Below are 26,247 nucleotides of genomic sequence, written 5' to 3'. Positions count from 1 at the left end.
TGACCTTACGGAGGAGACGACTTTGCCTTTTGCTTTTGTTAACGGGACGCAGCTGCATTATGAGATCTCGGGTACCGGGGACCCGATCGTTTGGATTCATCCTCCTCTGTTGACGGAGGACGGTTTCGCTTACCAGAAAGAGCAGCTAGCCGCCCATTTCCGAATCATCACATTCAATATCCGAGGGCACGGGCTCAGCCGTGCGTCGGAACGTCCGCTAACCATTGAGCTTATAGCGGAGGACATCGTTAAGCTGTTGAATGAACTGGGGATTGAACAAGCCTATCTCTGCGGTTATTCAACCGGTTCCATGGTGCTTCTCGAAGCCTTGCTTACGCACCCGGAACGCTTCCTCGGGGGAATTATCGTCAGCGGCACGCCGGAATTGACAGATCTATATAATGTAAGCAGAGCGTGGGTGGCGTGCCGGATGGCAGGTTCGGATATGCTCATGAAGCTGCTCCGGACCTCTATCGCTTACGGTAATGCGGACAAGCTGGAAACATTCCATCAATTAAAAGAGCGTGCGCTTACCGATGCCAGGGATGATGTATGCAGCTATTTCAAGGAATCCCTGTCTTATTCATGCACCCTGAGGCTAAGGAATATCCGGCATCCAATCCTATTAATCTACGGTCAGAAGGACCGCGCCTTTAACCGGTATGCCAAGCTGCTGCATGATCAGCTGCCGAACAGTTCTCTCTATTATCTAAAAGACGCGAAGCATCAAATCCCGACCAAATACGCATCGAAGATGAACGATTTGGTTCGGTTGTGGATCGACAGCTTGCAGGACGAGAAGACGGAGCGGCCGTTGTTGGATTTGGCAATTGCCAAAAAGCTCAATCCTGCGATGTATGGGGAGAGTGAAAAAGAGCGCTTGTCTGAGGATGAGCTTCGTTGATGATGATATGCAGCCTCTGTGCCGAAGAGAACATGCAAAAGGGACTGCTGCAAGGTGTATCCGACTTTGCAGCAGTCCCTTTTGGCGTTATTCGAAATGCTCCAAAACAATTTTGCCCAGCGTACGGCCGGCCTCGATGCGGGCATGCGCTTCGCGCAGGTTCGCCGCATGAATCGGCGACAGCCGATCCGTCAGCGTTGTGCGCAGCGTGCCGCCGTCGATCAGTCCGGCTACTTCATTCAACAGATGATGCTGCTCGATCATATCGGCGGTTTCGAACATCGCGCGCGTGAACATGAATTCCCATACGAACGCGGCGCTTTTATTTTTGAGCGCATTCATATTCAGCGGCTGAGCCGTTTCTACGATGGAGCAAATGATGCCTTGCGGTACGATGGCCTCCGCCATGTTCTGCCAATGCTGATCGGTGCTGTTCAGGCAAAAGATATAGTCAACGCCGGACATGCCGAGAGCTTTCAACTGAGAGACGAAAGCTTCCTGATGGTTGATGATGTGATCGGCCCCCATAGAGGTCGCCCACTGTGCCGATTCCGGCCGCGAAGCGGTGCCGATAACGGTCAATCCGGCATGTTTGGCCAATTGAATGGCAATGGAGCCCACGCCGCCGGCAGCGCCGATGATCAAGATCGTGCGGCCCGCATTGTCCGCTGCGCTGCGGGAGACGCCAAGCCGATCAAACAGCCCCTCCCAAGCGGTAATGGCTGTCAAGGGGAGTGCCGCCGCTTCGGCGAAATCCAGCGATGCCGGCTTCCTGCCCACGATTCGCTCATCGACGAGATGGAACTCGCTATTGCCGCCCGGGCGTGTAATGCTGCCTGCGTAGTAAACCTCATCGCCCGGCTTGAACAACGTGCAATCCGGTCCGGTTGCCGTCACGATGCCGGCGACGTCCCACCCCAGAATGCGCGGAGCTTCCTCTTTCCTGTCTTTGGGAGCGCGGACTTTCGTATCTACCGGATTCACGGAAATGGCTTTCACGCTGACGAGCAGATCTCTGCCCATGGGTACCGGTTTCTCTATGTGGACGTCGATCAGGCTTTCCGGATGCTCGATGCTCAAATATTGATAAAGTCCTACTGCTTTCATCGTTTCTTTGGTTGTCATAAGGTCATCTCCTTACAAATAGTAGTTATCTGTTGTCAGTTTAGCTCATTCGTTCTAAAATAGGAAGTACGCACATTCATGTGATGTAGTATCAATTTATATACTGTGAGGTGGTTAGTCACATGCGTGATCGGAAAAGCGGCTATGGCAGCGAGGGAAATATGGAAGGTTGCCCCGTTGAATTTACACTGGATATTATCGGAGGCAAATGGAAGGGCGTGCTGCTGTATCATTTGATTGACGGCACCAAAAGATTCAATGAATTCAAACGAATCTGTCCGTCCATTTCCCAGAGAATGCTGACCTTGCAGCTGCGGGAGCTGGAGGAGGACGGCATCGTGCACCGTGAGGTGTATCATCAAGTACCGCCGAAAGTTGAATATTCGCTGACGGAGTTTGGCCGGACGTTAACGCCGATTCTGCTGCTCATGAAAGAATGGGGAAGCCAATATAAGAAAAATTCAGAATGTTCCCTCTCCCTGGAGCGAACTTGAACTCGCCAGCCTGCGCCAATCGAAAGGTTGGTTTTTTCATTTCAGGTAATATTATCTTTTCTCTAGCAGATACCAGTCGTGTCGATTTTTGTGGTAGACTAGTAGAGAGAAACCGAGGTGCAATCTTTCCTGTATTGCGATCGGTTGAGCTTAGGCAGGATGGTGCTGTAATCGAATGAGAATGACGAATATGCTGCATTTCACGGAAAACCACAGGTTTTGTGTAAACCGTGAGTTTTCTTTGAGCAGTTTGGATTATAAAATGCTGGCGATGATGTACCAGCCGATGATCGGCGGTTTGTCGATCTCTCTCTATCAAGCTCTCTATCAGCAAATGAGCGCGGAAAAAGTCGGATTTTCGCCGCTGGAGCAGCAGCGGAAATTGTTTTTGCTGCTGGATCTGGAGCAGGGTGAGCGGGGCCGCAAGTATTTGATCGAGCAGTCTTCCAAGCTGGAGGCGATCGGCCTTCTGCAGACAACCCGTAAATTTTTGCCGGAGGAAGAGGATTATATCTTCGTTTATACCTTGTTTCCGCCGCTCGGACCTAATGAGTTTTTCCGGAATCAGCATTTGACCCTGCTGCTGCGGGACAAGGTCGGCAAGTTCATGCTGCTCTCTCTGCGGGAAGACTTGCTGGCGCCGGAGCCTGTGGAATGCCGCGATGCCAGTGAAGAGAATTTATCCGTTCCCTTCTATGAGCTGTTCCGTCTGAATACGCAGGTCGTCGACTACGAATTGGAACAAGCGCTGTACGAGGCTTCGGCCAGCAAGCAGGGGGAAGCGCGTCTGGACGTAACGACCAAAGGGTTCCAATATGCCGACATTATTATGCGGTTTCCGCGCGGATCGGGCAATCGGGTATTCGTCGAAGCGCTCAAGCATAAGCCGGACCAGATGGCGGCCATTAATATCGTAGCGAAGAAGTACAACTTGTCCCTCCAAGAAACGTGCCGGTTGCTGGATGAAGACGGAGCGTTCTCGGAAGACGGGGAGCTGCAGATGGATTTGATGCAGTATAATGCGAACCTGTTCTACCGCCAGAGCAAGAAGCGCGACGAGGAGCGGGAGCGAACGTTATCCAGAGCGGAGGAGGCCGGATCCGACGCTTCGCAAGAGATGCCGGAAGAGAAGTCCGTGGAGATGGCCTATTACTTGGAAGTGCCGCAGCAGCTGCGCGGCGAATGCACGGATCATCAATACAATTACATTATGCGTAACGAGCCGTATACGGCAGTCCTGAAGATGTTCTTTACCCAGGGCTCCATACCGGACGGCGTACTTAACATATTCGAGAAGATCGACCTGAATTACAAATTGAAGGAAGAAGTGATCAACGTGTTGATTCACTTCCTGCACATCGACCGCCGTTCATGGGCGAAATCTTCGATCGAGGCCGTTGCTTCGGATATGCTGGGCAAACAAATACTTACTTACGAACAAGCCGTAGAGTATGTGCGCGAGAAGATCAGCTACAAACAGAAAGCGGCATCCAAAGTAGAGGCCGCCAAGTCGGGCGGTTCTGCGACAAGAGGCCGTCAAGGCAAGACGCAGAAGCCGCATATCCCCATAGCCGTACCGGATGCCGAGACGGTAGCTTCCTCCCGTTTGTCCGAGGAAGAGATGGAGGCCGCCAGAAGGATGGCAAGAAAGCTGGATGAGCGCTTTAACCGTAAGAGCTGACGAATCCACAGCAAGATCATTTGGAGGAGGTGCCGCTAACCAATGGAATCCCTGTCACACATTCTTAAATCCATGCCTGATTCGGAATGGAAACGGAAGGCGGAAGTCAAGATCAAGGCGGTTCTGGATGATCCGCTGATTCATAAGTTTCGCCAGAAGTATGCCTTCGTCGATGATTACGCCGTCAAGATCAATATGAACAAGCTGTACCAATATGTGACCGAGTTCAAGACCTGCTCGAATTGTCCCGGTCTGGACAACTGCCCGAACGATATGACGGGGCATTATACGATGCTGAGCGCGAGTACGGATCAGGACAAAGTTTTTATTCATGAAGAGAAAGTGGCGTGCAAGAAATTCATCGCCAAGCAGCTGCAGGATGCCATCTCTTCCCGCATCCGCACCTTTCACGTGGATCCCAGGATGATTACGAGAAGCTACTCGTTCGAGGAGATTCTCGAGACCGATTGGGACCGGGCGAAGGCCGTCATGAAGATCAATGATTACGTGAATGAAACGATGGAGAACGGTCTGCAGACGCGCGGTCTTTACTTATCCGGCATGTTCGGCACGGGCAAGACGTTCCTTATGGGCTATATGCTGCACCAGCTGGCCAAAGTCGGCATGACCGGGGCGATCGTGTATATGCCGGATTTCGCCGAGGATTTGAAGGGCATGTTCCAGGAGCCTTCCAAGTTGAAGGAAACGATCGATCTGCTCAAAGAGACGGATCTGCTCGTGTTCGACGATATCGGCGCGGAGAATCTGAATCCGTGGCTTCGCGACCATGTCATCGGCGCGATTGTCAACCACCGCATGAACCGGAAGCCGACGTTCTTCACGTCCAATTACGCGCTGAACGACCTCGAGAAGCATTTCAGCTTCACGAATAAGGATGGCGACGAAGAGTTCAAAGGCCAGCGGATTATGGACCGAATCCGGCCGTTCGTCGATGTCATCGAAGTGCTTGGCACGAATAAGCGGGGCAAGGCGTAGTATTTGGCTCCTAGCCGAAGAAAACCCTTCAAATTCAGAGATATGTAAGAGAAAGCCGCCTAGCTTGAATAGGCGGCTTTCTTATTTGGAATTGTTTTTGCTTGGAAGCCGGCATTCTTTCCTGCCGGCTGGTAACTGGAGAAATTCCAGTTACACTGTGTCTGGGCCCGATGTTCAAGGATTCATGGGCCGAGATATTGGATTCCCGGACGTTGTGAGGCCAAAGTTTGACTATCTAGCATCCATCGGCGTACCCGTTGGGGGCGCTATTGATCTTTGTGCATCAATATGTGCTGCTGTTTATCTTGCGTGCAACTGTATGCCCTTGAGCCACTGGGTAACCACGTACCGCTATGTGATACTGTGCTCATTTTAGGCACCCAAGTGGTTCGAAGGGTCTTCTGTTTATTGCTTTTTGAGCTTCTCCAGCTGCGTCGTTACGTTCTCGATCATCTGTACGAAGGAGGTGAGCTCTTGGGCGCTGGCCGCCTGAGTACGGGCGTAGTGCGTCGTCTCCTCCGAGCCTTTCTGAACGAGCTCGAGCTTCTTCGTGATCAGCTTCAGCTTCTCCTGAATTGTGTTCAGCGCTTCCCGAGAATTCGAAGCCAGCTTGCGCACTTCGTTGGCGACGACTTCAAAGCCGCGCCCATGCTCGCCGGAACGGGCTGCTTCAATGGCTGCGTTGAGTCCGAGCAGATGCGTCTGATCGGAGATTTCTTTCATGACGGAGCCCATCTTGGAGATATCCTTGATTTCATGCTGCAGCTCGTCAATACGTATATTGGATTGATCCTGCGACTCCGCCGTCTTGATCGCCGTATCGGCTACGGTCTGGGAGCTGCCGCCAAGTTCGACCATCATGGAAGCCAGGTCTTGCACGGCCCCGGAGATGGTCGTCAGCATTGTATCCTGCTCGTCCACAAGCCTTTGAATCTTCAGCTTCTCATCATACTCGTAGGCTTCCAGCACAAGCTGGCTGTCCAGGTTGAACATCTTGCTAAGCGAATGGATAACGTGAACCCACTCTTCGGGCATAAGGGTTTTAAAATGTTTCGAAGCAATGTCGGTATATTTCAAATAAGTGCCCAAGTACCAGGAGGTTGTTAGGCCGATACGGGAATGGACTTTGCCGATAAAGAGCCGTCTCTCGATATACTCATCATCCATCACGCCGGAAGCCATGGAGAGGAAGTACCAGCGCTGCGTTTCTTTGAGCCGGTCAATCGTACTGTGCTGCTGAATAATGGCAAGAAGCTCAGGAACCTCGATAATATCCGCATACAGCTCATCGACAAGCTGGTTGACGACCGTTTGGAATGCTTCTTCCTTACTGTGCAGTAGTTCTAGATCCGCATTCGTTAATCCGATGTAAGTAATGAGTTTCTGACGTGCTGCTTGAACTTTGATCATTTGAATCGATAGTCTCCTTAGTGGTCTAATGAAAAAACCGCCTTACACAGCTGTGCAAAGCGGTTTTGTAAGGCTAGTATGAGCCTATTTCATAACTTGAATGGCTGTTGCAACGATTGCAATGATGAACAAAATGCCAAAGAACACGCCGAATCCGATACCTACATCCATGAAATCGTTGCGCGGCTCTTCATACACGTGAAGCTCAGGGTGTTTAGGATCGCTCATGTGGTTACCCCCTAACGTCCGACATTCGAAGTTTAAGCTTAGTATACCCAAATTCGTCGAAACTTGTAAAGGTGATGGAAGTGACAATTGTGCAAACAATAACAGACAGCAGCGGAAAATGCAAAATAAATCTTGACTCTGACATTAGTGTTATGGTTTACAATAAAATCATCCTTACTTGATCAAGGAAAAGGAAAAAGGTGAAAGCCATGCGGATTAGTGAGTTATCCAAGCTGACCGGCGCCAGTATTCGTTCTTTACGGTACTACGAAGCCAAAGGGCTGATCGCTACGCAGCGGGAGGAGAACGGGTACCGGGTCTTCAACCAAATGGCCGTTGAGCGCGTCAAAACCATTCAATTCTATTTGAGCCTCGGCTTTACGACCGAACAGATCGAAAGCTTCCTGAACTGTGTCATGAAGAATCAGGAGTCGCTCTGCGACGATCTGCTGCCACTCTACACGGAGAAGCTGCAGGACATCGAGAGACAGATGGAAATGCTCCAAATGCTCCAAGCGAACTTGAAGGACCGCATCTCGTATATCGAGCAGCAGAGACTTCAAGGTTTGCCCGTAGAACTGCCTGCCAAGTAATTGGCGCGGCATCCGGTTTGCTAACTTATGGCTTGGTTGAAAAGGGCTATAGGTGTGGTATACTTTACATGTTGACGTTCATCGGTAGACTATCACTACTTGATGTTATACAACCATTCATTAGAAGGAGGAAACTATCATGGCAATTGTGAATGTTTCTGATAACAGCTTTAAAGCTGAAGTTGAAAGCGAAGGTACAGTACTTGTAGACTTCTGGGCACCTTGGTGCGGACCTTGCAAAATGATCGCTCCTGTTCTGGAAGAGCTGGATAAAGAAGTGGAATCTTTGAAAATCGCGAAAGTGAACGTGGATGACAATCCGGAATCCGCAGCTCGCTTCGGTGTAATGAGCATCCCGACGCTGATCGTGTTCAAAGACGGACAGCCGGTTGATAAAGTGGTTGGTTTCCAATCCAAAGACGCTTTGAAAAATGTAGTATCCCGTCATCAATAATTGATTCAAATTAGAAACAATTGTTCGTGTGAAAAAGCTCTTTTTCTGCTATGCTGAAAAGGAGCTTTTTTTTGTGCGCGAAAGGAGATTTGGAAACATGACGGAGCATGATCACGAGCTTCACGAACACCAGCATGAGGATGCGGCCAGCCGCGAGCGGAGTTTGGAAATGATCAAACATAAGCTGTCGCTGTTGCCGGATAAGCCGGGCTGCTATATCATGAAAAATCGGGAAGGCACGATTATTTATGTAGGCAAGGCCAAAGTATTGAAAAATCGCGTGCGCTCCTATTTCACAGGCAGCCATGGCGCGAAAACACAAAAGTTGGTCAGCGAAATTCGCGACTTTGAATATATCATCACCTCCTCGAATATGGAGGCGCTCATTCTCGAGTGTAATCTGATTAAGCAGCATCATCCGCGGTACAACGTCCTGCTCAAGGATGACAAGACGTTCCCGTATATCAAGATTACACATGAAGCGCAGCCGCGTCTGGAAGTGACGCGGCGCGTGTATAAGGATAAGGGGAAGTATTTCGGCCCTTATCCGAACGCCTTCGCAGCCCAGCAAACGAAGAAGCTGCTGGACCGGCTGTATCCGCTGCGCAAGTGCAAGACGATGCCCGATAAAGTATGTCTCTACTATCATATCGGGCAGTGTCTGGCGCCTTGCGAATACGAGGTCACCGCGGAGACGAACGAGCGGATGGTGCAGGAGATCACCCGTTTCCTGAACGGAGGACACGATGTCATTAAGGAAGAGCTGACGGCCAAAATGCTGGCCGCAGCAGAGGAATTGAACTTCGAGCGCGCGAAGGAGCTGCGCGATCATATCATGAGCATCGACGCCGTCATGGAGAAGCAGAAAATCAATGCCGTCGATGCGCAGGACCGCGATGTGTTCGGTTACGCGGTCGATAAGGGCTGGATGGCGGTGCATATCCAGTACATGCGGCAGGGCAAGCTGATCGAGCGGCACGTCTCGCTGTTTCCTTATTACGGGGACGAGTACAACGATTTCATTACCTATGTGACACAGGTCTATATCGATAATCCGGCGCTGCCGAAGGAGATTTTCCTGCCGGGCATGCCGGAGCAGGCGGCTGGTTCAGCCGTTGACCAGGCTGTTCAAGCGGGAGAGCCTGATGCAGGCCAAGCCGAGCCGGCTGAGGCTGCGCAGGCGGAGCCTGTCGTTTCGGCGCAGGCCGAGGCTGAGATGAAGGATGTCCGTGAAGCGCTGGAATCGTGGCTGAAAGTGAAGGTCCATATCCCGCAGCGCGGACTCAAGAAGCAGATGGTTGATATGGCGAAGGATAATGCCCGCAACGCGCTGGAAGAGAAGTTCCGTCTGGTGGCGAGGGACGAGAGCCGCACGACCAAGGCCGTGGAGAATCTCGGCGAATGGCTCGGCATGGGCAAGATCAGCCGGATCGAAGCGTTCGATAACTCCAACATCCAAGGGACGAACCCGGTCTCGGCGATGGTTGTGTTCGTGGACGGTAAGCCCGACCGCAAGGAGTACCGCAAGTACAAAGTCAAAACCGTCGTCGGTCCGGATGACTACGATACGATGCGCGAGGTCATCCGCCGCAGATATGAGCGGGTGCTCAAGGAGAATCTGACGATGCCCGATCTCATCGTCGTGGACGGGGGCAAAGGGCAAATCTCCGCAGCGATCGATGTGCTGGAGAATGAGCTGGGGCTGTACATCCCTGTGTGCGGACTCGTCAAGGACGCGAAGCATAAGACGGCGCAGCTCATGATGGGAGATCCGGCCGAAGTCATTCCTTTGCCGCGCGACAGCCAGGAATTTTACTTGCTTCAGCGGATTCAGGACGAAGTCCACCGGTTCGCGATTACGTTCCATCGGGAAACGAGAGCGAAGTCGATGGTCGTCTCCCAGCTCGATGCGATCCCGGGCATCGGCGAGAAGCGCAGGAAGGCGCTGCTGAAGCATTTCGGCTCCGTGCGCAAAATTAAAGAGGCTGAAGTCGAAGACTTCAAGCCTCTAGGTATCGGTGAGAAATTGGCAAGCGAGATTCTCAAAGCGCTTCAAGGCGAGGCGGCGGCCCCCCAGGAATAAGGGGGCCCCGCCTTTTTCCATGCAGCCAGGCCAGGAAGCAGCCGACGAGCGCAGGGAGCAGCAGATAGAAGATGCCGCTGATGATATCGCTGATATGTCCTAACGAGAAGAGTGACATGCCCATGAGGATGCTGTCCATGCAAGCATGTGCGAATACGGCTGTGATGAAGCCGTATTTCAGGAATACATAACCAAGAATAAGGCCGATGATGGTAACTTCGACGAGCCGCGTGTAGACCGGATAGATCGGATACTGGGTGTGGCTGGCGGCCCAGATCACACTCGGAATGAGAATCGCAATGAAGTTATTGCGGAACAGCTTTTTGAACAGCATGATACCAAGCAGCCTGTAGGTGGCCTCCTCGGATATTGCCGCGACCCACGCCATGAGCGGGAAGAAGCGGGGTTCCGCCATGTTGAGCACGGAGTCGGTCGGGTCATTGACGGCCCAGACGTCGAATTTGACGTCGCCGGTGTAGAACAGCACTTGCTGAACGCCCAGGATGAAGAGGGCTAACAAATACCCGCGGCCCATACCGTGAAACGCTTCTGTGCCGAATTTGCCTTCCCTCCAGGACGGCCACTTGGGCTGTCCGATCCGGTTCCACAATCCGTTGCCTGCCACAAGCGACAGGTAGAGCGAGATGCCGAGGCCGAGAGCCAGCACATTCATGAATATAATCGCAGCCATCGTGGCGAATTCCCCATTGACGGCGCCTATGCTCATCGAGCGGAAGGCCGGATACATATTGAAATTATTGGTGATATATATGGCCAGGAATATGGCTGTAAGCAGCAGCCCGTTGGTGAATCTCATCTGTTTGCGATAGAGGATGGCGAACACGATGGCCGCAACGGTCATGATCAGAGAAAAGCCCATCGAAATCCACGTCATGACAGAAGCCGAATGATCCTGCTGGTTGAGCCAAGCCAGATGTGAGGCGGGTAAGCTGAATAGTACCGTGTAGCCGACCAGATTGGCGTCGTCGAATTGGGTGCGCACCTGCAGCTTCGCTTCGCCCATTGGCTGAGATTGCTTCTCGTAGTACAGAACGAGTCCTGAAGAGGAATCCGTGCCATCGTCTTCTTTGGCGATCGGCTTCATCTCGTCGGGATTAAGCCCTTGCGCCCGCATTTCCTGCTTGGCCAGAATGTCGGCCTTCGTTTGACTGATGAGTGCAGAGGCATCGTCGCGGTACGTCTCCCGCCAACTGATTACGGAACCGTCCGTGTAGTTGATTTCCACTTCGAATAAACGGCTTTGCCTGGCGTCGCCCACTTGAACCTGGTAATAGTCCAGCGGATAATGCTTCCCATAGGTGTCCTCGTAGCTTTGGGACAAATGCTCCTTCTGCAAATAACCGCTGCGCTCTTTCTTGGACTGGTAGACGACATACGTCTCGGGAGCCTTAATGGCATAACGCCCGCTGATGAATGTCGAGGCGGCCTCTGCCGCTTGCTGTTTGGTTAGCGCCGGGTTGTCCGCCTGCGGCTCATCCTCTTGCTGCATGCCATAAAGTGCGGAAACGCCAAAGTAAAGAGCAACGCCTATACAGGCAAGTAGGAGGAGAAATCGGTTTAATCGGAACCTTGGCATCGTCACAATCCCTTCTGAATTGAGTAAGTATCAAACCCTATTTCCACGTTATCACGAGTTTATGAAGAATGCGAATTTTAGGTGGAAAAGCAATTCAAACAGTTATATAATACCTATATTTGCATGAATAGCCGAATGTCTTCACGATAATGGGGAACTCTACGTGTAAAAGGTTACGCACATGCACGTGATTGCACAAATGGATGAGGAGAAACTCTATGTTCAAAAAATTGAGTATTTGGCAGATGACCCCGCCGCAAGTATTGGTGCTTGGCTTTGCCGCGATCATCCTGGTCGGAGCCGGTCTTCTCACGCTTCCGGTCGCTTCCGCGACAGGTCGCCCGATCCCTTTCATCGATGCGCTCTTTACGGCGACCTCAGCAACCTGCGTGACAGGGCTTGTCGTTGTGGATACGGGCAGCGTCTATACGATATTCGGTCAGATCGTGATCATCAGCCTGATTCAGATCGGCGGCTTGGGCTTCATGACGATGGCTACCTTGCTAGCATTCGTGTTTCGCAAGAAAATTACCCTCAAAGAAAGATTGATTCTGCAAGAAGCTCTGAACCAAGGCAGTATGGAAGGCATCGTGCGTTTGATCCGGAGAGTCCTCATATACTCGTTATCGATCGAGGCGATTGCGGCCGTGATTTTCGCCATACGCTGGACCTTTGATCTGGGGTTTTCCAAGGCGCTGTATTTCGGGATCTGGCATGCGATTTCGATGTTTAACAATGCCGGCTTCGATCTATTCGGGACCGTCGACGCTCCTTTCGTCTCTTTGACGGGATATGCGGACGATTTCGTGGTGAACTTTGTGGCGATGGCGCTTATCGTTCTTGGCGGTATCGGTTTTGTCGTGATGGCGGATGTAATGGATTATAACAAGACGAAGAAGCTCTCCCTTCATTCTAAGGTTGTACTAAGTATGACCGGCTTACTGATCGTTGCAGGAGCTCTTATCATTTTTATATTCGAATATACGAATAACAGAACCCTGGGCTCGTTGGATTTGGGCGGTAAAATACTGGCCTCCTTCTTCCAGTCGGTGGCGCCAAGGACGGCGGGCCCCAATACGGTGGATATCGGCGCGCTGCGGCAGGCGACACAGTTCTTCATTGTGATCCTGATGTTTATCGGTGCATCGCCGGGCTCGACGGGCGGCGGTATCAAAACGACGACGTTCACGATTCTCATCTCCGCTATCGTTACGATGATTCGAGGTAAGGAAGATATCGTCATTTTCCGTTATCGACTGGCGAAAGACCGCATTCTTAAGGCTATTACCCTAACCATGATGGCCTTGTTTCTGGTTATTATCATTACCATGCTGCTGTCCACCACAGAGGATTCGCAGCTGCTCAAGATTTTGTTCGAGGTAACCTCCGCTTTCGGCACGGTCGGATTAACGATGGGGCTGACGCCGGAGTTAACGACGTTCGGTAAAATTCTCATTTCCTTGACGATGTTCGCCGGACGCCTCGGACCGATTACCTTGGCTTATGCGCTGCAGCCGAAACAAGAGAAAGAATTATATAGATACCCTGAGGGTAAAATCACGATTGGATAGGGGAAACGAAACATAATGAAAAAGACGCAATATGTGGTTGTTGGACTGGGGCGCTTCGGAGCCAGCATTTCTAAGGAGCTGATGAAGCTTGGCAATGAGGTGCTTGGGATTGACAAGGATGAGGAAGCGGTAGACGAGATGAGCCATGTGCTTACACATACCGTCGTTGCCGACGCCACCGACGAGGATGTGCTGAAGTCGCTGGGCGTGCGCAATTTCGACTGCGCCGTCGTTGCGATCGGAGACGACATTCAGTCCAGTATTTTGACAGCCATTGTGCTCAAAGATCTAGGAATTAAGAAAGTGGTGGCCAAAGCGTTGTCCGAGCTTCACGGCAAAGTGCTGAATAAGCTGGGGGTCGACCGGGTGATTTATCCGGAGCGGGATATGGGCATTCGCGTCGCTCACCAGCTCAATTCGCCTAACCTGCTCGATTATATCGAGATTTCCAAGGATTATACGGTAGCCGAGCTGTCAGTGCCCAAGCGGTTGTGCGGCTTATCGATCAAACAGTTGGACCCGCGGGCGAAGTTCGGCTGCAGCGTCGTGGCGATCAACAAACAGACCGGCGTCATTATCGCACCTACGGCAACGGATGTCGTGAACGAGAACGATATTATGGTGATCATCGGCACGAACGACCAAATTGAAGAGTTCGAAAGCGAAGTCATCCGATAATGGACAATGCGACCTCCCATCTCATCGAGCATGTTATTGTGCTGCTTGTGCTCATCTTCGGCCTTGGGATGCTGTTCGGGAAGGCGGCGTCTTGGCTGAAACTGCCGGATGTAGCCATGTTTCTTATCGCCGGGATGATTGCCGGTCAAGCCTTTCATTGGATTTATGAGCCCAGCACTTCATTCACCAATCAGTTTATTCTGACCATAGGCTCTGCATTAATTCTTTTCGACGGCGGGCGCAACATCAAGCTCGGGGGTCTGAAACGGGTATGGTTGACGATAGGCATGCTGAGCGTGCCCGGAGTGATCATCACATGCGGGGCGGTTGCAGCGGCGGCCCATGTGCTGCTGAACCTGCCTTGGCTGTATGCGCTGCTGCTCGGCGCCATTATTGCGTCGACGGATCCGGCAACGCTCATTCCGGTATTCAAACAAGTCAAGATCCGCACCAAGGTCAGAGAGACGGTTGAAAGCGAGTCGGCCTTCAATGATGCGACGGCGTCCATTCTCACTTTCTCGCTGCTTGCCGTCATTATGGGAACGGGGGAAGTTTCGCTCGCCTCCGGCATCCTGGATTTCATTACCACGGCGGTGGGAGGGCTGCTGCTTGGGGGGGCAATCGGATTCGTCATGACGTATTTGACTGCGCATCTGAAGCTGGGCATGCTCCGCGATTATGCGACCATCGCCATGATCGTGACCTCGCTTTTCGCCTATATTGCCGGGGAACTGTTAGGGGTCAGCGGGTTCATGGCGACTTTCACAGCGGGATTGATTTGGGGGAATGCGGGGACATTTAAGCTGGAGATGGAAGATAAACGGCACGAAATGGAGCATTTCTCTGAAAATATTACTGTGATTATGCGGATGCTTATTTTCATTCTTCTTGGCAGCCAAGTGAATTTCCCGGTTATTCTCGAGCATTTCTGGACGAGTCTGGGGGTCATAGTCGTTTTCATCTTCATCGCTCGGCCGCTAACGGTTCTCCTCTGCACGTGGCCGGACCGCAAAGCGAAGTGGAAGCGCAACGAAATCCTGTTCATGTTCTGGGTGCGCGAGACGGGAGTCATTCCAGCGGCATTGTGCGGGATGGTGGCTGGCATGGGAGTTGCGCACAGCGACCTTATAGCGAGCGTAACCTTCATGGCCGTGCTGATCACCATTCTGTTTCAAGCGAGCACGACGGCATATGTGGCCAGGAAGCTGGGGCTTGAAGTGAAGCCGGGCGAGGCAGAACCGCTTGAGCACGGAGCGTCTTGATGTCAGTTCTATTTTCTGCCTGCAAGGACAGTTAGCGTAGGTCTCAGCGAGAGAAATTCGAGGCGAAGGTGGACTATGAATGTATAAAGTTTTGGTCATTGAAGATGATGCCATGATCGGCGATATGATCACGATGTATTTGGGCGAAGAAGGCTTTGAGGTGATGAGGACGGAAACCGGGGGGAAGGGGATCGAAGCGGTTCAGTCATTCGCCCCTGATGTGATCTTGCTGGATCTCATGCTTCCGGACATGGATGGTCTGGAGCTGTGCAGCCAGGTTCGCAGGTCCTCCAGCGTGCCCATTATGATCGTATCGATGAAAAATAAAGTCGTGGAACGTGTCTCCGCTCTCGGGGCGGGCGCGGACGACTACTTGTCGAAGCCGTTCAGCATGCACGAAATGAGTGCACGGGTTCATGCCTTGATTCGCCGCGCGCAGGTGTACCGGAGGAATGAAACGAAGAATGCCGGAGGGACGGCCGTTCCGGTGAGCAAGCCGGTAGCAGCGGATGCGCTGCTTCTCGACAAAAACACCATTTCGCTGGATCTCCAAACCCGATCGATGTGCGTAGGCGGGCAGGTCGTCGAGACAACGTACTCCGAGTTTGAAATTATGAAATGCTTCATTAATCACCCGGGCCGCGTATATAGCCGCGAGGATTTGCTGCAAACGGTACGCGGCTTTGATTCCTATGTAACGGACCGGGCGATTGACGTGCATATTGCCAACCTCCGCAAAAAAATCGAGAAAAATCCCAAAGAACCCCAAAGGATTCGTACGGTCTGGGGCGTAGGATATAAATTTGTTTTCTAACTTAAAAGCACGATCCGGCCAACCTCTGAATGCTGCCTCTGGCAGATTGGAGGTTTACTTGTGTTCGGCGAAGTAATTCACCGCCTGCCGGATGAACTTGGCGGACTCCGGATTATCCGTAGCCTGATCCGAATAAATGAGCGAAGTCGTCCGCTTCGTCTGCTCCAGCTCGACCAAATAGCGGAGGATGAGCTCATTATTCTCCAGCAAATCCTCCCGCAAGTACGATTTGGGCAGCAAGGTCGCCGTCTTGCAGGTGGAGACGAGCCGGATGATGGCTTCGAAGGAATCGATTTCCATCTGAACGTTAGGGAATATGGTATAGCGGTGGAACAGTTCATCCATCAAGATGCGGTACCAGGTGCCTTTGGAGAACAGGATCATCGGCAAGTCGTTCAGATCGTTCATCGTAATCTCCGCCCGGTCGATGAAAGGGTGCCCGAACGGCAGCACGAGACAGAGATGATCGTCGAAGAGCGGCTCGCAGTGCAGGCTGGTCGCATTGATCCGGGAGGCGACGATCCCGATGTCGACCTTGTTTTCTTTGACCATCGTAACGATCTCATGGGTTTTGCCCGTCAGCAGCTTAATCTCCGTCAAGGGGTACACTTGCAGGTAATTCGTGACGAGGTCGGGGAGCGTTGCCTGCAATGTGGTCAAGCTGGCGCCAATCGTGATGGAGGTGTGGGTGCCGGCCGCTTTGTACATTTGAATATTCTGCTTGAATTTGCGCTCCAGATGGCGCAGTTCCAAGGCGTGGTCGTAGCAGATCTGCCCCGCCTTCGTCAGTTCGAGCCGTTTGCCTTTGCGGGTGAACAGCTCCACGCCAAGCTCCTCTTCGAGCTTCATGATTTTGCGGGAGAGGGCGGGCTGTGAAATATTGAGCAGCTGCGAAGCTTTGTTCAGGCTTACTTGTTCGACAACAACGGCGAATACATCGAGAAGTTCCATCGGTTTATTTCATCTCCAACGACAAGGTTTATATGCAAGTTAGTTATAAGTGTATATAAAAAAACGGCACTTCCATTATAAGCGTGAAAGAGGTACGATGTACATGTCACTTTTTATTCACAATTATTGGACGACTGTGTATATTCGCCGCCCGGTTTGGCGAAAAATAGGCGTGGATGAATATGGGTTGACGCTCGTTTGCGGCGAGAGTACAATGATATGTGGCTTGTCTTTTGTCAGAACATGTCGGAATGTTTTATGAAATTTGTTGAGGGGGGAATTGGTTACATTATGGGTAATTCGTATTACTTTCGAAAGATCCACTCATTGCTAGGTGTCATTCCGGTGGGCTTCTTCCTTATTGAGCATTTGCTCACTAACTATGAAGCAACCAAGGGTCCCGAAGCGTTCGTGGATCAAATCAACTGGCTGAACGGTCTGCCGCTGGTCTTGCTCATGGAAATCGTGGGGATCTGGTTACCGCTTCTTTATCATGCCGTTTATGGACTTTATGTAGCCTATCAAGCACGCAATAACGTGTCCAACTACGGATATTTCCGCAACGTTATGTTCATGCTTCAACGGGTTACGGGCGTCATCACGTTCCTGTTCGTTGCTTGGCATTTCTTCGAGACTCGTCTGCAAGTTGCTTTCGGCAATGTGGCGCACGAGAATCTCGGTGTGACGATGCATGGTATCGCAACGAATCCTGTGATGTTCACGATCTATGTGATCGGTATCGTTTCTGCGACCTTCCATTTCTGCAACGGTTTGTGGTCGTTCTTCGTTTCCTGGGGTATCACGGTTGGACCGCGCGCACAGCGTTATTCCTCCATCATTTGGATGGTGCTGTTCGTCGTTATGTCCATCATGTTTATTATGTCGTTGGCAGCATTTACAGATACGCAATTTCAGGTTCCGGTAGAAGCACAAGCGGGGCACTAAGGGAGGGTGAACAGAAGTGGCTAATTCGAAAATCATCGTCGTCGGCGGAGGCCTTGCGGGACTCATGGCGACAATTAAAGCAGCGGAAGCCGGAGTTCACGTTCAATTGTTCTCCTTGGTTCCTGTGAAACGTTCCCACTCCGTATGCGCGCAAGGCGGCATTAACGGTGCGGTGAATACCAAAGGTGAAGGTGACTCCACTTGGGAGCACTTTGACGATACTGTTTACGGCGGAGACTTCCTTGCGAATCAACCGCCAGTCAAAGCATTATGCGATGCCGCTCCAGGCATCATTCACTTGATGGACCGGATGGGCGTTATGTTCAACCGTACGCCAGAGGGTCTGCTGGACTTCCGCCGTTTCGGCGGTACTAAATATCACCGTACAGCCTTCGCAGGCGCAACGACAGGGCAGCAGCTCTTGTACGCACTTGACGAGCAAGTACGCCGCTGGGAAACAGCGGGTCTCGTGACGAAGTTCGAGCATTGGGAATTCCTGGGCTCTGTTATCGATGAAGCCGGCGTATGCCGCGGTATCGCCGCGCAAGATCTGCGCAGCATGGAAATTCAAACGTTCCCGGCTGATGCGGTTATTTTGGCGACAGGCGGTCCTGGCATTATCTTCGGTAAAACGACGAACTCGGTCATCAACACGGGTACGGCTGCAAGTGCCGTTTACCAACAAGGCGTTAAATATGCGAACGGCGAGATGATTCAAATTCACCCGACGGCAATCCCGGGCGACGACAAGCTTCGCTTGATGTCCGAATCCGCGCGCGGTGAAGGCGGTCGGATCTGGACATATAAAGACGGGAAGCCTTGGTACTTCCTCGAAGAGAAATATCCGGCGTACGGAAACCTCGTGCCTCGTGATATCGCAACGCGCGAAATTTTCTCCGTATGTATCGATCAGAAGCTGGGCATCAACGGCGAGAACATGGTTTACCTCGATCTTTCCCATAAAGATCCGAAGGAGCTTGATATCAAGCTCGGCGGTATCATGGAAATTTACGAGAAATTCATGGGCGACGACCCGCGCAAAATTCCGATGAAGATTTTCCCAGCCGTTCATTACTCCATGGGCGGTATGTGGGTTGACTACAACATGATGACGAACGTCCCGGGCTTGTTCGCTGCCGGCGAGTGTGAGTACCAGCATCATGGTGCAAACCGTCTGGGTGCGAACTCGCTCGTATCTGCGATCTATGACGGTATGGTGTCCGGTCCCAAAGCGGTTGAGTACATTCGCGGCCTGGAGAAGCACGCGGACGATACGTCCTCGATCATCTTCGATCGCGAGAAGAAACGCCATCAAGACCGTTACGAAAGCTTGCTCAAAATGAACAGCGGTACGGAGAACGCCTATGCGCTGCACAAAGAGCTTGGCGATATGATGAACGCGAACATGACCGTTGTTCGTTACAACGATCGTCTGCAAGAAACAATCAACAAGATTAAAGACATGAAAGAAAGATACAACAACATCAACATTACGGATACGGCTCGTTGGAACAACCAAGGTGTGGCGTTCACTCGCCAGCTGTGGAACATGTTCGAGCTTGCCGAAGCGATGACTGTCGGCGCCTTGATGCGTAACGAAAGCCGCGGCGCGCACTACAAGCCGGAATTCCCGGATCGTGACGACGACAATTTCATGAAAACGACGATTGCCGATTGGACGCCGGACGGTCCGAAAATCAGCTATGAAGATATTGATGTATCTTTGATTAAACCGCGGAAACGCGACTACTCCACGGATAAGAAAAAAGGAGGACATTAATCATGGCTGAGACACAAAGCGCACAAAAAACCGTGAAGTTTATCGTGACTCGTCAAGAGAGTCCGGATTCCAAACCTTATACCGAGGAATTTGAAATTCCATACCGCCCGAACATGAACGTGATCAGCGGTTTGATGGAAGTTCAACGGAATCCTAAGAATGCCCGCGGCGAGAAAACGACGCCGGTCTGCTGGGAATCCAACTGTCTGGAGGAAGTGTGCGGCGCCTGCTCCATGGTCATTAACGGCAAACCGCGCCAAGCTTGCTCGGCGTTGATCGATAAGCTCGAGCAGCCGGTTCGCGTAGCTCCGATGAGTACGTTCCCGGTTATGCGTGACCTTGTCATCGACCGCGGACGTATGTTCAACGCATTGAAGAAAGTGAAAGCGTGGGTTCCGATCGACGGTACGTACGATCTCGGTCCTGGACCGCGGATGGCGGAGTCCAAGCGTCAATGGGCTTACGAGCTTTCCAAATGTATGACATGCGGCGTTTGTCTGGAGTCTTGCCCGAACGTCAATGACAAGAACTCCTTCATCGGACCTGCTGCCATCTCCCAAGTTCGTTTGTTCAATGCTCATCCGACGGGTGAAATGAACAAAGACGAGCGTTTGGATGCGCTGATGACGGACGGCGGTATCGAAGGCTGCGGTAACTCGCAGAACTGCGTACGCTCCTGTCCGAAAGGCATTCCGCTCACGACGTCCATTGCGGCGATGAATGCAGATTCGACGAAACATCTGTTCAAGAAATGGTTAGGCGTGTAAGCCGAACTATGAATATAGCCCGATACCCTGTGCGCAGGGTGTCGGGCTTTTTTGCGGGTTCCGACGGCTGGTTTTCTCCCTTGGACAGACGCAAACGTGCGTGCGGTGCAGTGCAGCGCAGTGCAGATCAGTGCAGGTTACTTTCGTGAGGTCCACCTGACCCGGCTAACGGACACAGACGTCCTTATTTGATGTTTAATGGTCTGGATGCGAACGTAACGGACACCCGTGCGCTTATTTGCCTGTTCGGGAGCAGGTTTGGTCCGGAAAGCGGCAAATAAGGTCACGGGTGTCCGTTAGCAACGAAACGAGGCGTTTTTCGTGAGGTTAGCGGCTGCTGTGTCCGTTAGATTTATTAAGATGTCGGGAGGCGGCTAACTCCAGATAATTTTTATATGGATAGCTGACATGATGGAAGTGGAAGTGGATGAATGTATTATTGAGACTCATTTTTTGTAGCGTTTTATGTTATGTTACATTACATATTTTAGTTGAAAAATGCTTATATAAAATATTGATGTAATATATATTGACATATAACTTAGATGTCAGTATGATAAAGACAAAAGTAAGAGGCGCTAACAACCACATAGCAAATTGTTTTCTAGGGTTCCGCGGTAGATGAAGGCTGCCGGTCCGGTCCAAGAGAAGACACACGGCGGAGAAGGTCGCCGTGCACACGGAGGGACAAAAGCCCGGGAGGATATCAGAACATGATATCGTTCCGGGTTTTTCTTTTTATCAATGTAAAGGGAGAGGGAGAATCCGAATGAGACAAAAAATGATAGTTCTGATGATGGCGTTGTTATTGGCGTTAACGGTAGTGAGCGGCTGCACGAGCAAAGAGGCGGCCAGTGGGGCGGCGGGCGGCGGCGGTAACCAACCGATTAAATTGGCGCTCAGTCCATGGCCTGGCTGGTTTGTCTGGTACTTGGTCAAAGAGAAAGGCTTCTTCGAGAAGAACGGTGTGAATGTAGATTTGGTATGGTTCCCTGTGTATAGCGATTCCTTATCCGCGCTTGCTTCCGGGAAAGTCGATGCGAACAGCCAAACGTTAAGCGATACGCTGGCTCCGGCGAGCAAGGGCATTCCGCTCAAAGCCGTATTGGTGAACGATAACTCCAACGGCGGGGACGGCATCGTCGTGAAGCCCGGCATTAACTCTCTGAAGGAACTCAAAGGGAAGAAAGTGGCGACAGAGCTGGGGACCGTCGATCATCTCCTGATGCTGACCGCCCTTGAGAAAGAAGGTCTTGCGGAGAAGGACGTCGCTTACACGAACATGACAGTAAACGATGCAGGTCCGGCATTTATTTCAGGCAACTTGGACGGAGCTGTGCTATGGGAGCCGTTCTTGAGCAAAGCGATTGCGGAAGGCAAGGGCAAGCTGCTCTTCTCCTCCAAGGATACGCCGGGTCTTATTCCCGATCTGCTCGTCTTCAAAGAAGAGATTACGAAGAACCGCCCGGACGATGTGAAGAAAATTTTGCACGCCTGGTTCGATGCTCTGGACTACTGGCAAGCGAATCCGGAAGAGTCTTTGCAGATTATGGCCAAAGCGGCGGAGACGCCGTTGGATGAATATAAGGCCGGTGTAAACAGCGTGAAGATTTTCCAACTGGAAGATAATATCAAGGCTTTCCAGAAAGGTGAGACTTACAGCTCCCTTCATTACACTTCGCAGAAAACAGCCGAGTTCTTGAAAGGCTTGGAGATGCTGTCGACCATTCCGAAGGCGGAGAGCTTCCTGGACGGACATTTCGTTGAGGAAGTGCAGAAGGAGCGCAAGAAATAAAAGGCGAGTGAGGTGCTCTATGGAGACGACTATGAAAAAAAGACGCAAACCCGCGTTATTCGCCATACGGGGTGACATTAAGCGCAGCACCTACGTATCGGGCATCGTATTGACGGTTGCCTTGGCGATCGTGTTCTGGAGCGTGCTCAGTTATGGCAGCTTCGTTAACCGCGCATTTCTGCCGACACCCGATGCCGTCCTTCGCCAGTTAGCCATTCAGCTGCAGAGCTCGGTGTTCTGGCATCATGTCGGCATCAGCATCTTCCGGGTGGGAGCCGGCTTCCTGCTCGCTTGCTTGCTCGGTATTCCGCTCGGGATTCTTGCGGGGACGTTCCGGTACGCCGAAGCGCTGCTTGTTCCGCCGACGGAGTTCATCCGGTACATGCCGGCTACCGCTTTTATTCCGCTGATCATGGTATGGGCGGGGATCGGGGAATGGGCGAAAGTGATCGTCATCTTCATCGGGTGCTTTTTCCAGCTCATGCTGATGGTGGCGGATAATACGCGTTCGGTATCCAATGATTTGCTGCAAACATCGTACACGTTAGGAGCGAACCGCTGGCAAGCCATTGAGAAGGTGCTGATCCCTGCACTGCTGCCGGATCTAATGAATACGCTGCGGTTAATTATCGGCTGGGCTTGGACTTATCTGGTTGTGGCGGAGCTGGTAGCGGCCAGCAGCGGGTTGGGCTTCTCCATTATGAAGGCGCAGCGGTTTCTCAATACGGATCAAATTTTTGTCGGCATTCTTGTCATCGGCCTGCTTGGTCTGCTGACGGATCGCTCATTCGCATATTGCCACCGCAGATTTTTCCCATGGTTGGAAGGAGGCCGTTAACATGATGCATGCATTACGAGTGGAAGCTTCTATGGACCAAGTTACGGCGGAGACCAAGATTAAAGCTGTCGACGTCTCCAAAGTCTACAGCACGAAGAAATCGCAGTTCGTTGCGCTCGACAGCGTATCCTTTCATATAAACGCTCATGAGTTTGTCAGCTTCGTCGGCCCTTCCGGCTGCGGCAAATCCTCCCTCCTGCGCATACTTGCAGGCTTGGAAACGATGACGAGCGGAACGCTCACCGTCTCAGGCCACGATATTGACGGACCCGGCGCCGACCGCGGGATGGTATTTCAGTCGTATACGCTGTTCCCATGGCTGTCAGTAAGGGAGAACATTGAGTTCGGCTTGACGTTGAAAGGTGTGCCCCTATTCGAGAAGAGGGCGATCGCCGATCACTTCATGGAGATGGTCGGTCTGCAGAAGTTCGCCCGCTCGCTGCCTAAGGAGCTCTCCGGAGGCATGAAGCAGCGGGTGGCCATTGCGCGTGCGCTGGCGAATAACCCGGAGGTGCTCCTGATGGATGAGCCTTTCGGGGCACTCGATCCGCAGACCAAGAACGCGATGCAGGAGCTGCTGCTGCGCATCTGGGAGAAGGAGAAGACGACCGTCGTCTTCATCACGCACGATATCGAGGAGGCGATCTTCCTCTCTCAGCGCGTCTATGTGATGCAGGCGCATCCCGGTACGATTCGCAAGGAGATCGTCATTCCCCGCGGGCTGCGGGACGTGGAGGACGTGAAAGATTCCGACGCCTTCCTCAAATTGAAGAAGCAGATCATTTCCTTGATCGGGCATCACGAGGAATGAAAACGGACTTGATCTGTGGGATAGAAAGTGAACCTTCATTGACGAGCGCTTGACTTCTCCGATAAAATGAGTGAAAGCGTCAGAAGGATGAGGGAAGTCTAGTGAACAAAAATAAACAGCCCACGATCATCGATGTGGCTTCGGAGGCCGGCGTCTCGATTGCCACGGTTTCGAATGTAATTAACCGCCGGAAAGTGCCGATGGCACCCGAGACGATCCGCAAAGTAGAAGAAGCGGTAGCTCGTCTGGGTTACCGGCGCAATGTGATGGCAACCAATTTGAGCCGCCGCAGATCCTATGAGCTGGGGTTGATCATTCCGCATTTCGGCGGCTATTATGGCCGGTTTGCGGAGCAGCTGGAGCAGAAGGTGCATCAGTACGGCTATCACTTATCGGTCTTCTCAGCCGCGGGCATGGACCCGGAGATCGAGCAGCGGCATCTGGAGCACTTGCTGCAGCGAAGAGTCGACGGCTTGGTCAGCCATGGTTTGGCGATGAGCATGCATTCGACGCAGCAGTTGGTCGGCGAGGGCACGCCGCTCGTCATCTTCAACGGCTGGGGGTGGCCGAGCGATATCGTCAAGCTGGCGGTCAATTTGGATTTTGCGAAAGCTTCCTCCGAAGCGGTGCGGCACTTCCTCGATAAAGGCTGCCGCTCTGTCATTTATGCCGGCAGACGCATGGGGATGGGCGCTAACGAGCAGCGTATCCAGGGATTCCTGGGCGGCCTCGGCGAGCGGGAGGATGAGGTGGTGCATGCCCTTTTGGATGCAGGTGAGCTTGGCGTTGCCGGTATTCTGGATGAAGCGCTGCGCTTGAGCGGTGATAGACGGCCTATCGGTATTTATACGTTTAATGATGCGATGGCGTTAGAAATATTGGCGGTGTGCCACGAACGGGGAATCCGCGTGCCGGAGGACGTACAGCTGATCGGCATGGACAATGAGCTGTATTCCAAGGCCAGCTTCCCGTCTATAACGAGCTTCGAGATGCCGGTTGATTTGCAAACGAGCTTGGTCGCAGCCTTTCTTATGCGAGATATTGGGGAAGAGTTGGACGAGACGAACTCACAGCTGCTGGATGCTTACTTGCCCCATGTTGCTGGACATGAGCTTCTTATAGATTTGGAAATGATCGTGCGGAAGTCGACCGGACAATGATATAGAAAGACCATGGACCGCTCGGCGGAGGGATCCATGGTCTTTTTTAGAGGCTGGGCAGCGTGCCGGAGCTTGCTGACCGGTGATGCTGCAGAAACTTTTTGCCGTATTCCCCGTGGGGGTTAATTTCGGCGTGTTCGATTTGAATCGTTGCGTGCTCGATGCCATATTTGCTTTTGAGCGTCTCGTTGATGGCGAGGATGACGCAGAAGGGCTGAATGTTCGGCGAGATGAACACGTGAGCGGTTAAGGAGTAGTGGTCCGTTGATACGGCCCACAGATGCATTTCGTGCACATCTTCTACGCCCTCGACTTGGGCGATTTGCTGGCGAATGTCATCGAGGTTGAAGCGTTCGGGCACCGATTCCATGAGAATCAGGTAGGATTCGCGAATGATTTTACTGCCGCCTGTAAAAATGATGCCGCCGATGACCATCGAGATCAGTGGGTCGAACCAGAGCAACCCGGAGTAATAAATAATGATGGAAGACACGATGACGCCGACCGAGCTGAGCAAATCGCCGAAGAAATGCCAGAGTGCGCTTTTGACATTGAGATTATCTTCTTCTTTGACGCTGTTGTGAAGCACGAGTGTGAGCACGAGATTCACAATAAGACCGATCGAGGCGATGCCTAGCATGAGTCCGAGTTGGATCGGCTGAGGATGAATGATGCGCTGAATGCCCTCGATGAAAATGCCGATTGCGATGACGCAGAGCGCCAAGCCGTTCAGGAATGAGGCGATAATCTCGAAACGCAGGAATCCGAACGTGAACCGCGCATTCGGCTCGCGGGTTGCCAGGTGCAGGGCGATCATGCTTAAGCCTAATGCGATGACGTCCGAGATCATATGGGCGGAATCCGATAGCAATGCCAGTGAGTTCGACAGCACCCCGCCGACGATTTCGACGATGGTGAAGAAGGTGGTCAGCAGAAGGGTCACCCATAATGTTTTTCTTGTTTTGGTTTGTTGTTTGACATGATGAAGATGATGATAGTCGTATTGGAAATCGGTGCTCATAAGGCGCCTCCTTGTCTTGATCTTAATTATAATAATTCTAATTTAGTTATTACTATTATATGCTAGCGGTAGGGGCTGGTGCAACCCCTGTTGCATTATTTTTCTGTGAAGACTACAAAAGTGGATGTCGATAAAGCGTTTTCTATTTTGTAACATAAATGAAATATTCCTGTTATGGTTCCATAATGTTTGGGAGGTAATATAATAACCAAGACCCCCTTTTTAATATAAACTTTTTGAACCCGGCCCCGTTGGCTGGGTTCCTTTTTTTTGTCTGTAAGAAAAGAGT

The 26,247-nt window shown here is 51.9% G+C and carries 23 protein-coding genes, 2 pseudogenes and 1 riboswitch; of the genes and pseudogenes, 18 read left to right on the top strand and 7 right to left on the bottom strand.

Features of this window, described 5'->3' with window-relative positions; all coding sequences use genetic code 11:
• The first annotated feature begins 22 nt into the window (after window positions 1-22).
• Window positions 23-904 carry an alpha/beta fold hydrolase gene (locus J2X61_RS16375; protein ID WP_310189174.1) on the top strand — a complete coding sequence of 294 codons (882 nt, stop codon included), beginning with the start codon at window positions 23-25 and terminating at the stop codon, window positions 902-904.
• Between the two features lie 87 nt (window positions 905-991).
• Here the strand turns inward: J2X61_RS16375 and J2X61_RS16370 are convergent, their stop codons facing one another.
• Window positions 992-2,029: a zinc-binding alcohol dehydrogenase family protein gene (locus tag J2X61_RS16370; RefSeq protein ID WP_274472455.1), complete on the bottom strand. Its 1,038-nt coding sequence runs from the start codon at window positions 2,027-2,029 to the stop codon at window positions 992-994.
• A 122-nt stretch (window positions 2,030-2,151) separates the two neighbouring features.
• Here J2X61_RS16370 and J2X61_RS16365 point away from each other — a divergent pair, with 122 nt between their 5' ends.
• From J2X61_RS16365 to dnaI, 3 genes are all read left to right on the top strand, one after another.
• Window positions 2,152-2,523, top strand: coding sequence for a winged helix-turn-helix transcriptional regulator (locus tag J2X61_RS16365; RefSeq protein WP_274472456.1), 372 nt, complete (start codon window positions 2,152-2,154; stop codon window positions 2,521-2,523).
• Window positions 2,524-2,698: 175 nt separating this feature from the next.
• The gene (locus tag J2X61_RS16360; RefSeq protein ID WP_274472457.1) at window positions 2,699-4,204 is read left to right on the top strand and encodes a replication initiation and membrane attachment family protein; all 1,506 of its coding nucleotides are present in this window, start codon (window positions 2,699-2,701) and stop codon (window positions 4,202-4,204) included.
• Window positions 4,205-4,246: 42 nt separating this feature from the next.
• Window positions 4,247-5,200, top strand: coding sequence for a primosomal protein DnaI (dnaI, locus tag J2X61_RS16355; protein ID WP_274472458.1), 954 nt, complete (start codon window positions 4,247-4,249; stop codon window positions 5,198-5,200).
• 405 nt (window positions 5,201-5,605) lie between these two features.
• Here dnaI and J2X61_RS36360 read toward each other — a convergent pair.
• From J2X61_RS36360 to J2X61_RS16345, 3 genes and pseudogenes are all read right to left on the bottom strand, one after another.
• Window positions 5,606-5,929 (bottom strand): annotated as a pseudogene (locus tag J2X61_RS36360) (methyl-accepting chemotaxis protein); the annotation flags it as partial.
• Between the two features lie 225 nt (window positions 5,930-6,154).
• Window positions 6,155-6,610: pseudogene (locus J2X61_RS36355) on the bottom strand (protoglobin domain-containing protein); the annotation flags it as partial.
• An 84-nt stretch (window positions 6,611-6,694) separates the two neighbouring features.
• Window positions 6,695-6,838: a YqzM family protein gene (locus J2X61_RS16345; protein ID WP_274472460.1), complete on the bottom strand. Its 144-nt coding sequence runs from the start codon at window positions 6,836-6,838 to the stop codon at window positions 6,695-6,697.
• Window positions 6,839-7,047: 209 nt separating this feature from the next.
• Here J2X61_RS16345 and J2X61_RS16340 point away from each other — a divergent pair, with 209 nt between their 5' ends.
• The 3 genes from J2X61_RS16340 (at window position 7,048) to uvrC (ending at window position 9,968) form a co-directional block, all read left to right on the top strand.
• Window positions 7,048-7,431: a MerR family transcriptional regulator gene (locus J2X61_RS16340; protein ID WP_274472533.1), complete on the top strand. Its 384-nt coding sequence runs from the start codon at window positions 7,048-7,050 to the stop codon at window positions 7,429-7,431.
• 139 nt (window positions 7,432-7,570) lie between these two features.
• Window positions 7,571-7,885: a thioredoxin gene (gene trxA / locus J2X61_RS16335; protein ID WP_310189167.1), complete on the top strand. Its 315-nt coding sequence runs from the start codon at window positions 7,571-7,573 to the stop codon at window positions 7,883-7,885.
• Window positions 7,886-8,054: 169 nt separating this feature from the next.
• Complete coding sequence (gene uvrC / locus J2X61_RS16330; protein WP_310189416.1) at window positions 8,055-9,968, top strand: excinuclease ABC subunit UvrC; 1,914 nt, start codon at window positions 8,055-8,057, stop codon at window positions 9,966-9,968.
• Here the strand turns inward: uvrC and J2X61_RS16325 are convergent.
• On the bottom strand, window positions 9,928-11,565 hold the full coding sequence (locus J2X61_RS16325; protein WP_274472462.1) for a CPBP family intramembrane glutamic endopeptidase: 1,638 nt from the start codon (window positions 11,563-11,565) through the stop codon (window positions 9,928-9,930). The genes uvrC and J2X61_RS16325 overlap by 41 nt on opposite strands.
• Before the next feature lie 218 nt (window positions 11,566-11,783).
• Here J2X61_RS16325 and J2X61_RS16320 point away from each other — a divergent pair, with 218 nt between their 5' ends.
• The 4 genes from J2X61_RS16320 to J2X61_RS16305 all read left to right on the top strand — a co-directional run bounded on the left by J2X61_RS16320 (window position 11,784) and on the right by J2X61_RS16305 (window position 15,890).
• Window positions 11,784-13,136, top strand: coding sequence for a TrkH family potassium uptake protein (locus J2X61_RS16320; protein ID WP_310189164.1), 1,353 nt, complete (start codon window positions 11,784-11,786; stop codon window positions 13,134-13,136).
• Between the two features lie 15 nt (window positions 13,137-13,151).
• A complete protein-coding gene (locus J2X61_RS16315; protein WP_274472464.1) occupies window positions 13,152-13,814 on the top strand; it encodes a potassium channel family protein in 663 nt (220 codons plus the stop codon).
• Window positions 13,814-15,076, top strand: a complete 1,263-nt coding sequence (locus tag J2X61_RS16310) for a cation:proton antiporter (RefSeq protein ID WP_310189162.1) — start codon at window positions 13,814-13,816, stop codon at window positions 15,074-15,076. Before J2X61_RS16315 ends, J2X61_RS16310 begins: the two co-directional genes overlap by 1 nt.
• A gap of 79 nt (window positions 15,077-15,155) precedes the next feature.
• Complete coding sequence (locus J2X61_RS16305) at window positions 15,156-15,890, top strand: response regulator transcription factor (RefSeq protein ID WP_274472466.1); 735 nt, start codon at window positions 15,156-15,158, stop codon at window positions 15,888-15,890.
• A 54-nt stretch (window positions 15,891-15,944) separates the two neighbouring features.
• Here J2X61_RS16305 and J2X61_RS16300 read toward each other — a convergent pair whose 3' ends face one another.
• On the bottom strand, window positions 15,945-16,841 hold the full coding sequence (locus J2X61_RS16300; protein ID WP_274472467.1) for a LysR family transcriptional regulator: 897 nt from the start codon (window positions 16,839-16,841) through the stop codon (window positions 15,945-15,947).
• A gap of 291 nt (window positions 16,842-17,132) precedes the next feature.
• Between J2X61_RS16300 and J2X61_RS16295 the strand changes: the two genes are divergently transcribed.
• From J2X61_RS16295 to J2X61_RS16265, 7 genes are all read left to right on the top strand, one after another.
• Window positions 17,133-17,786: a succinate dehydrogenase cytochrome b558 subunit gene (locus J2X61_RS16295; protein WP_274472468.1), complete on the top strand. Its 654-nt coding sequence runs from the start codon at window positions 17,133-17,135 to the stop codon at window positions 17,784-17,786.
• Window positions 17,787-17,802: 16 nt separating this feature from the next.
• Window positions 17,803-19,566, top strand: coding sequence for a succinate dehydrogenase flavoprotein subunit (gene sdhA / locus J2X61_RS16290; RefSeq protein WP_274472469.1), 1,764 nt, complete (start codon window positions 17,803-17,805; stop codon window positions 19,564-19,566).
• 2 nt (window positions 19,567-19,568) lie between these two features.
• Window positions 19,569-20,333, top strand: a complete 765-nt coding sequence (gene sdhB, locus J2X61_RS16285) for a succinate dehydrogenase iron-sulfur subunit (RefSeq protein WP_274472470.1) — start codon at window positions 19,569-19,571, stop codon at window positions 20,331-20,333.
• A gap of 593 nt (window positions 20,334-20,926) precedes the next feature.
• A riboswitch (guanidine-I (ykkC/yxkD leader) is annotated at window positions 20,927-21,037 on the top strand.
• A 65-nt stretch (window positions 21,038-21,102) separates the two neighbouring features.
• Window positions 21,103-22,128 carry an ABC transporter substrate-binding protein gene (locus tag J2X61_RS16280; protein WP_274472471.1) on the top strand — a complete coding sequence of 342 codons (1,026 nt, stop codon included), beginning with the start codon at window positions 21,103-21,105 and terminating at the stop codon, window positions 22,126-22,128.
• A 31-nt stretch (window positions 22,129-22,159) separates the two neighbouring features.
• A complete protein-coding gene (locus J2X61_RS16275; protein ID WP_274472472.1) occupies window positions 22,160-22,966 on the top strand; it encodes an ABC transporter permease in 807 nt (268 codons plus the stop codon).
• Window position 22,967: 1 nt separating this feature from the next.
• Window positions 22,968-23,777 carry an ABC transporter ATP-binding protein gene (locus J2X61_RS16270; RefSeq protein ID WP_274472473.1) on the top strand — a complete coding sequence of 270 codons (810 nt, stop codon included), beginning with the start codon at window positions 22,968-22,970 and terminating at the stop codon, window positions 23,775-23,777.
• Window positions 23,778-23,878: 101 nt separating this feature from the next.
• A complete protein-coding gene (locus tag J2X61_RS16265; protein ID WP_274472474.1) occupies window positions 23,879-24,937 on the top strand; it encodes a LacI family DNA-binding transcriptional regulator in 1,059 nt (352 codons plus the stop codon).
• A gap of 46 nt (window positions 24,938-24,983) precedes the next feature.
• On the opposite strand, the gene J2X61_RS16260 is transcribed toward J2X61_RS16265, so the two are convergent.
• The gene (locus tag J2X61_RS16260) at window positions 24,984-25,958 is read right to left on the bottom strand and encodes a cation diffusion facilitator family transporter (RefSeq protein WP_310189157.1); all 975 of its coding nucleotides are present in this window, start codon (window positions 25,956-25,958) and stop codon (window positions 24,984-24,986) included.
• Window positions 25,959-26,247 lie beyond the last annotated feature (289 nt).

The organism is Bacillus sp. 3255 (genome assembly GCF_031456485.1).
GTDB lineage: Bacteria > Bacillota > Bacilli > Paenibacillales > NBRC-103111 > Paenibacillus_E.
This window is presented reverse-complemented; position numbering and strand designations above follow the sequence as displayed.

Coding starts and splice junctions, on each gene's coding strand:
- J2X61_RS16310 (WP_310189162.1), top strand. CDS start 13,814: ATGGACAATGCGACCTCCCATCTCATCGAGCATGTTATTGTGCTGCTT.
- trxA (WP_310189167.1), top strand. CDS start 7,571: ATGGCAATTGTGAATGTTTCTGATAACAGCTTTAAAGCTGAAGTTGAA.
- J2X61_RS16370 (WP_274472455.1), bottom strand. CDS start 2,029: ATGACAACCAAAGAAACGATGAAAGCAGTAGGACTTTATCAATATTTG.
- J2X61_RS16305 (WP_274472466.1), top strand. CDS start 15,156: ATGTATAAAGTTTTGGTCATTGAAGATGATGCCATGATCGGCGATATG.
- J2X61_RS16300 (WP_274472467.1), bottom strand. CDS start 16,841: ATGGAACTTCTCGATGTATTCGCCGTTGTTGTCGAACAAGTAAGCCTG.
- J2X61_RS16345 (WP_274472460.1), bottom strand. CDS start 6,838: ATGAGCGATCCTAAACACCCTGAGCTTCACGTGTATGAAGAGCCGCGC.
- J2X61_RS16295 (WP_274472468.1), top strand. CDS start 17,133: ATGGGTAATTCGTATTACTTTCGAAAGATCCACTCATTGCTAGGTGTC.
- J2X61_RS16275 (WP_274472472.1), top strand. CDS start 22,160: ATGAAAAAAAGACGCAAACCCGCGTTATTCGCCATACGGGGTGACATT.
- dnaI (WP_274472458.1), top strand. CDS start 4,247: ATGGAATCCCTGTCACACATTCTTAAATCCATGCCTGATTCGGAATGG.
- J2X61_RS16320 (WP_310189164.1), top strand. CDS start 11,784: ATGTTCAAAAAATTGAGTATTTGGCAGATGACCCCGCCGCAAGTATTG.
- J2X61_RS16325 (WP_274472462.1), bottom strand. CDS start 11,565: ATGCCAAGGTTCCGATTAAACCGATTTCTCCTCCTACTTGCCTGTATA.
- J2X61_RS16270 (WP_274472473.1), top strand. CDS start 22,968: ATGATGCATGCATTACGAGTGGAAGCTTCTATGGACCAAGTTACGGCG.
- uvrC (WP_310189416.1), top strand. CDS start 8,055: ATGATCAAACATAAGCTGTCGCTGTTGCCGGATAAGCCGGGCTGCTAT.
- J2X61_RS16315 (WP_274472464.1), top strand. CDS start 13,152: ATGAAAAAGACGCAATATGTGGTTGTTGGACTGGGGCGCTTCGGAGCC.
- J2X61_RS16360 (WP_274472457.1), top strand. CDS start 2,699: ATGAGAATGACGAATATGCTGCATTTCACGGAAAACCACAGGTTTTGT.
- J2X61_RS16340 (WP_274472533.1), top strand. CDS start 7,048: ATGCGGATTAGTGAGTTATCCAAGCTGACCGGCGCCAGTATTCGTTCT.
- J2X61_RS16280 (WP_274472471.1), top strand. CDS start 21,103: ATGAGACAAAAAATGATAGTTCTGATGATGGCGTTGTTATTGGCGTTA.
- J2X61_RS16365 (WP_274472456.1), top strand. CDS start 2,152: ATGCGTGATCGGAAAAGCGGCTATGGCAGCGAGGGAAATATGGAAGGT.
- J2X61_RS16260 (WP_310189157.1), bottom strand. CDS start 25,958: ATGAGCACCGATTTCCAATACGACTATCATCATCTTCATCATGTCAAA.
- sdhB (WP_274472470.1), top strand. CDS start 19,569: ATGGCTGAGACACAAAGCGCACAAAAAACCGTGAAGTTTATCGTGACT.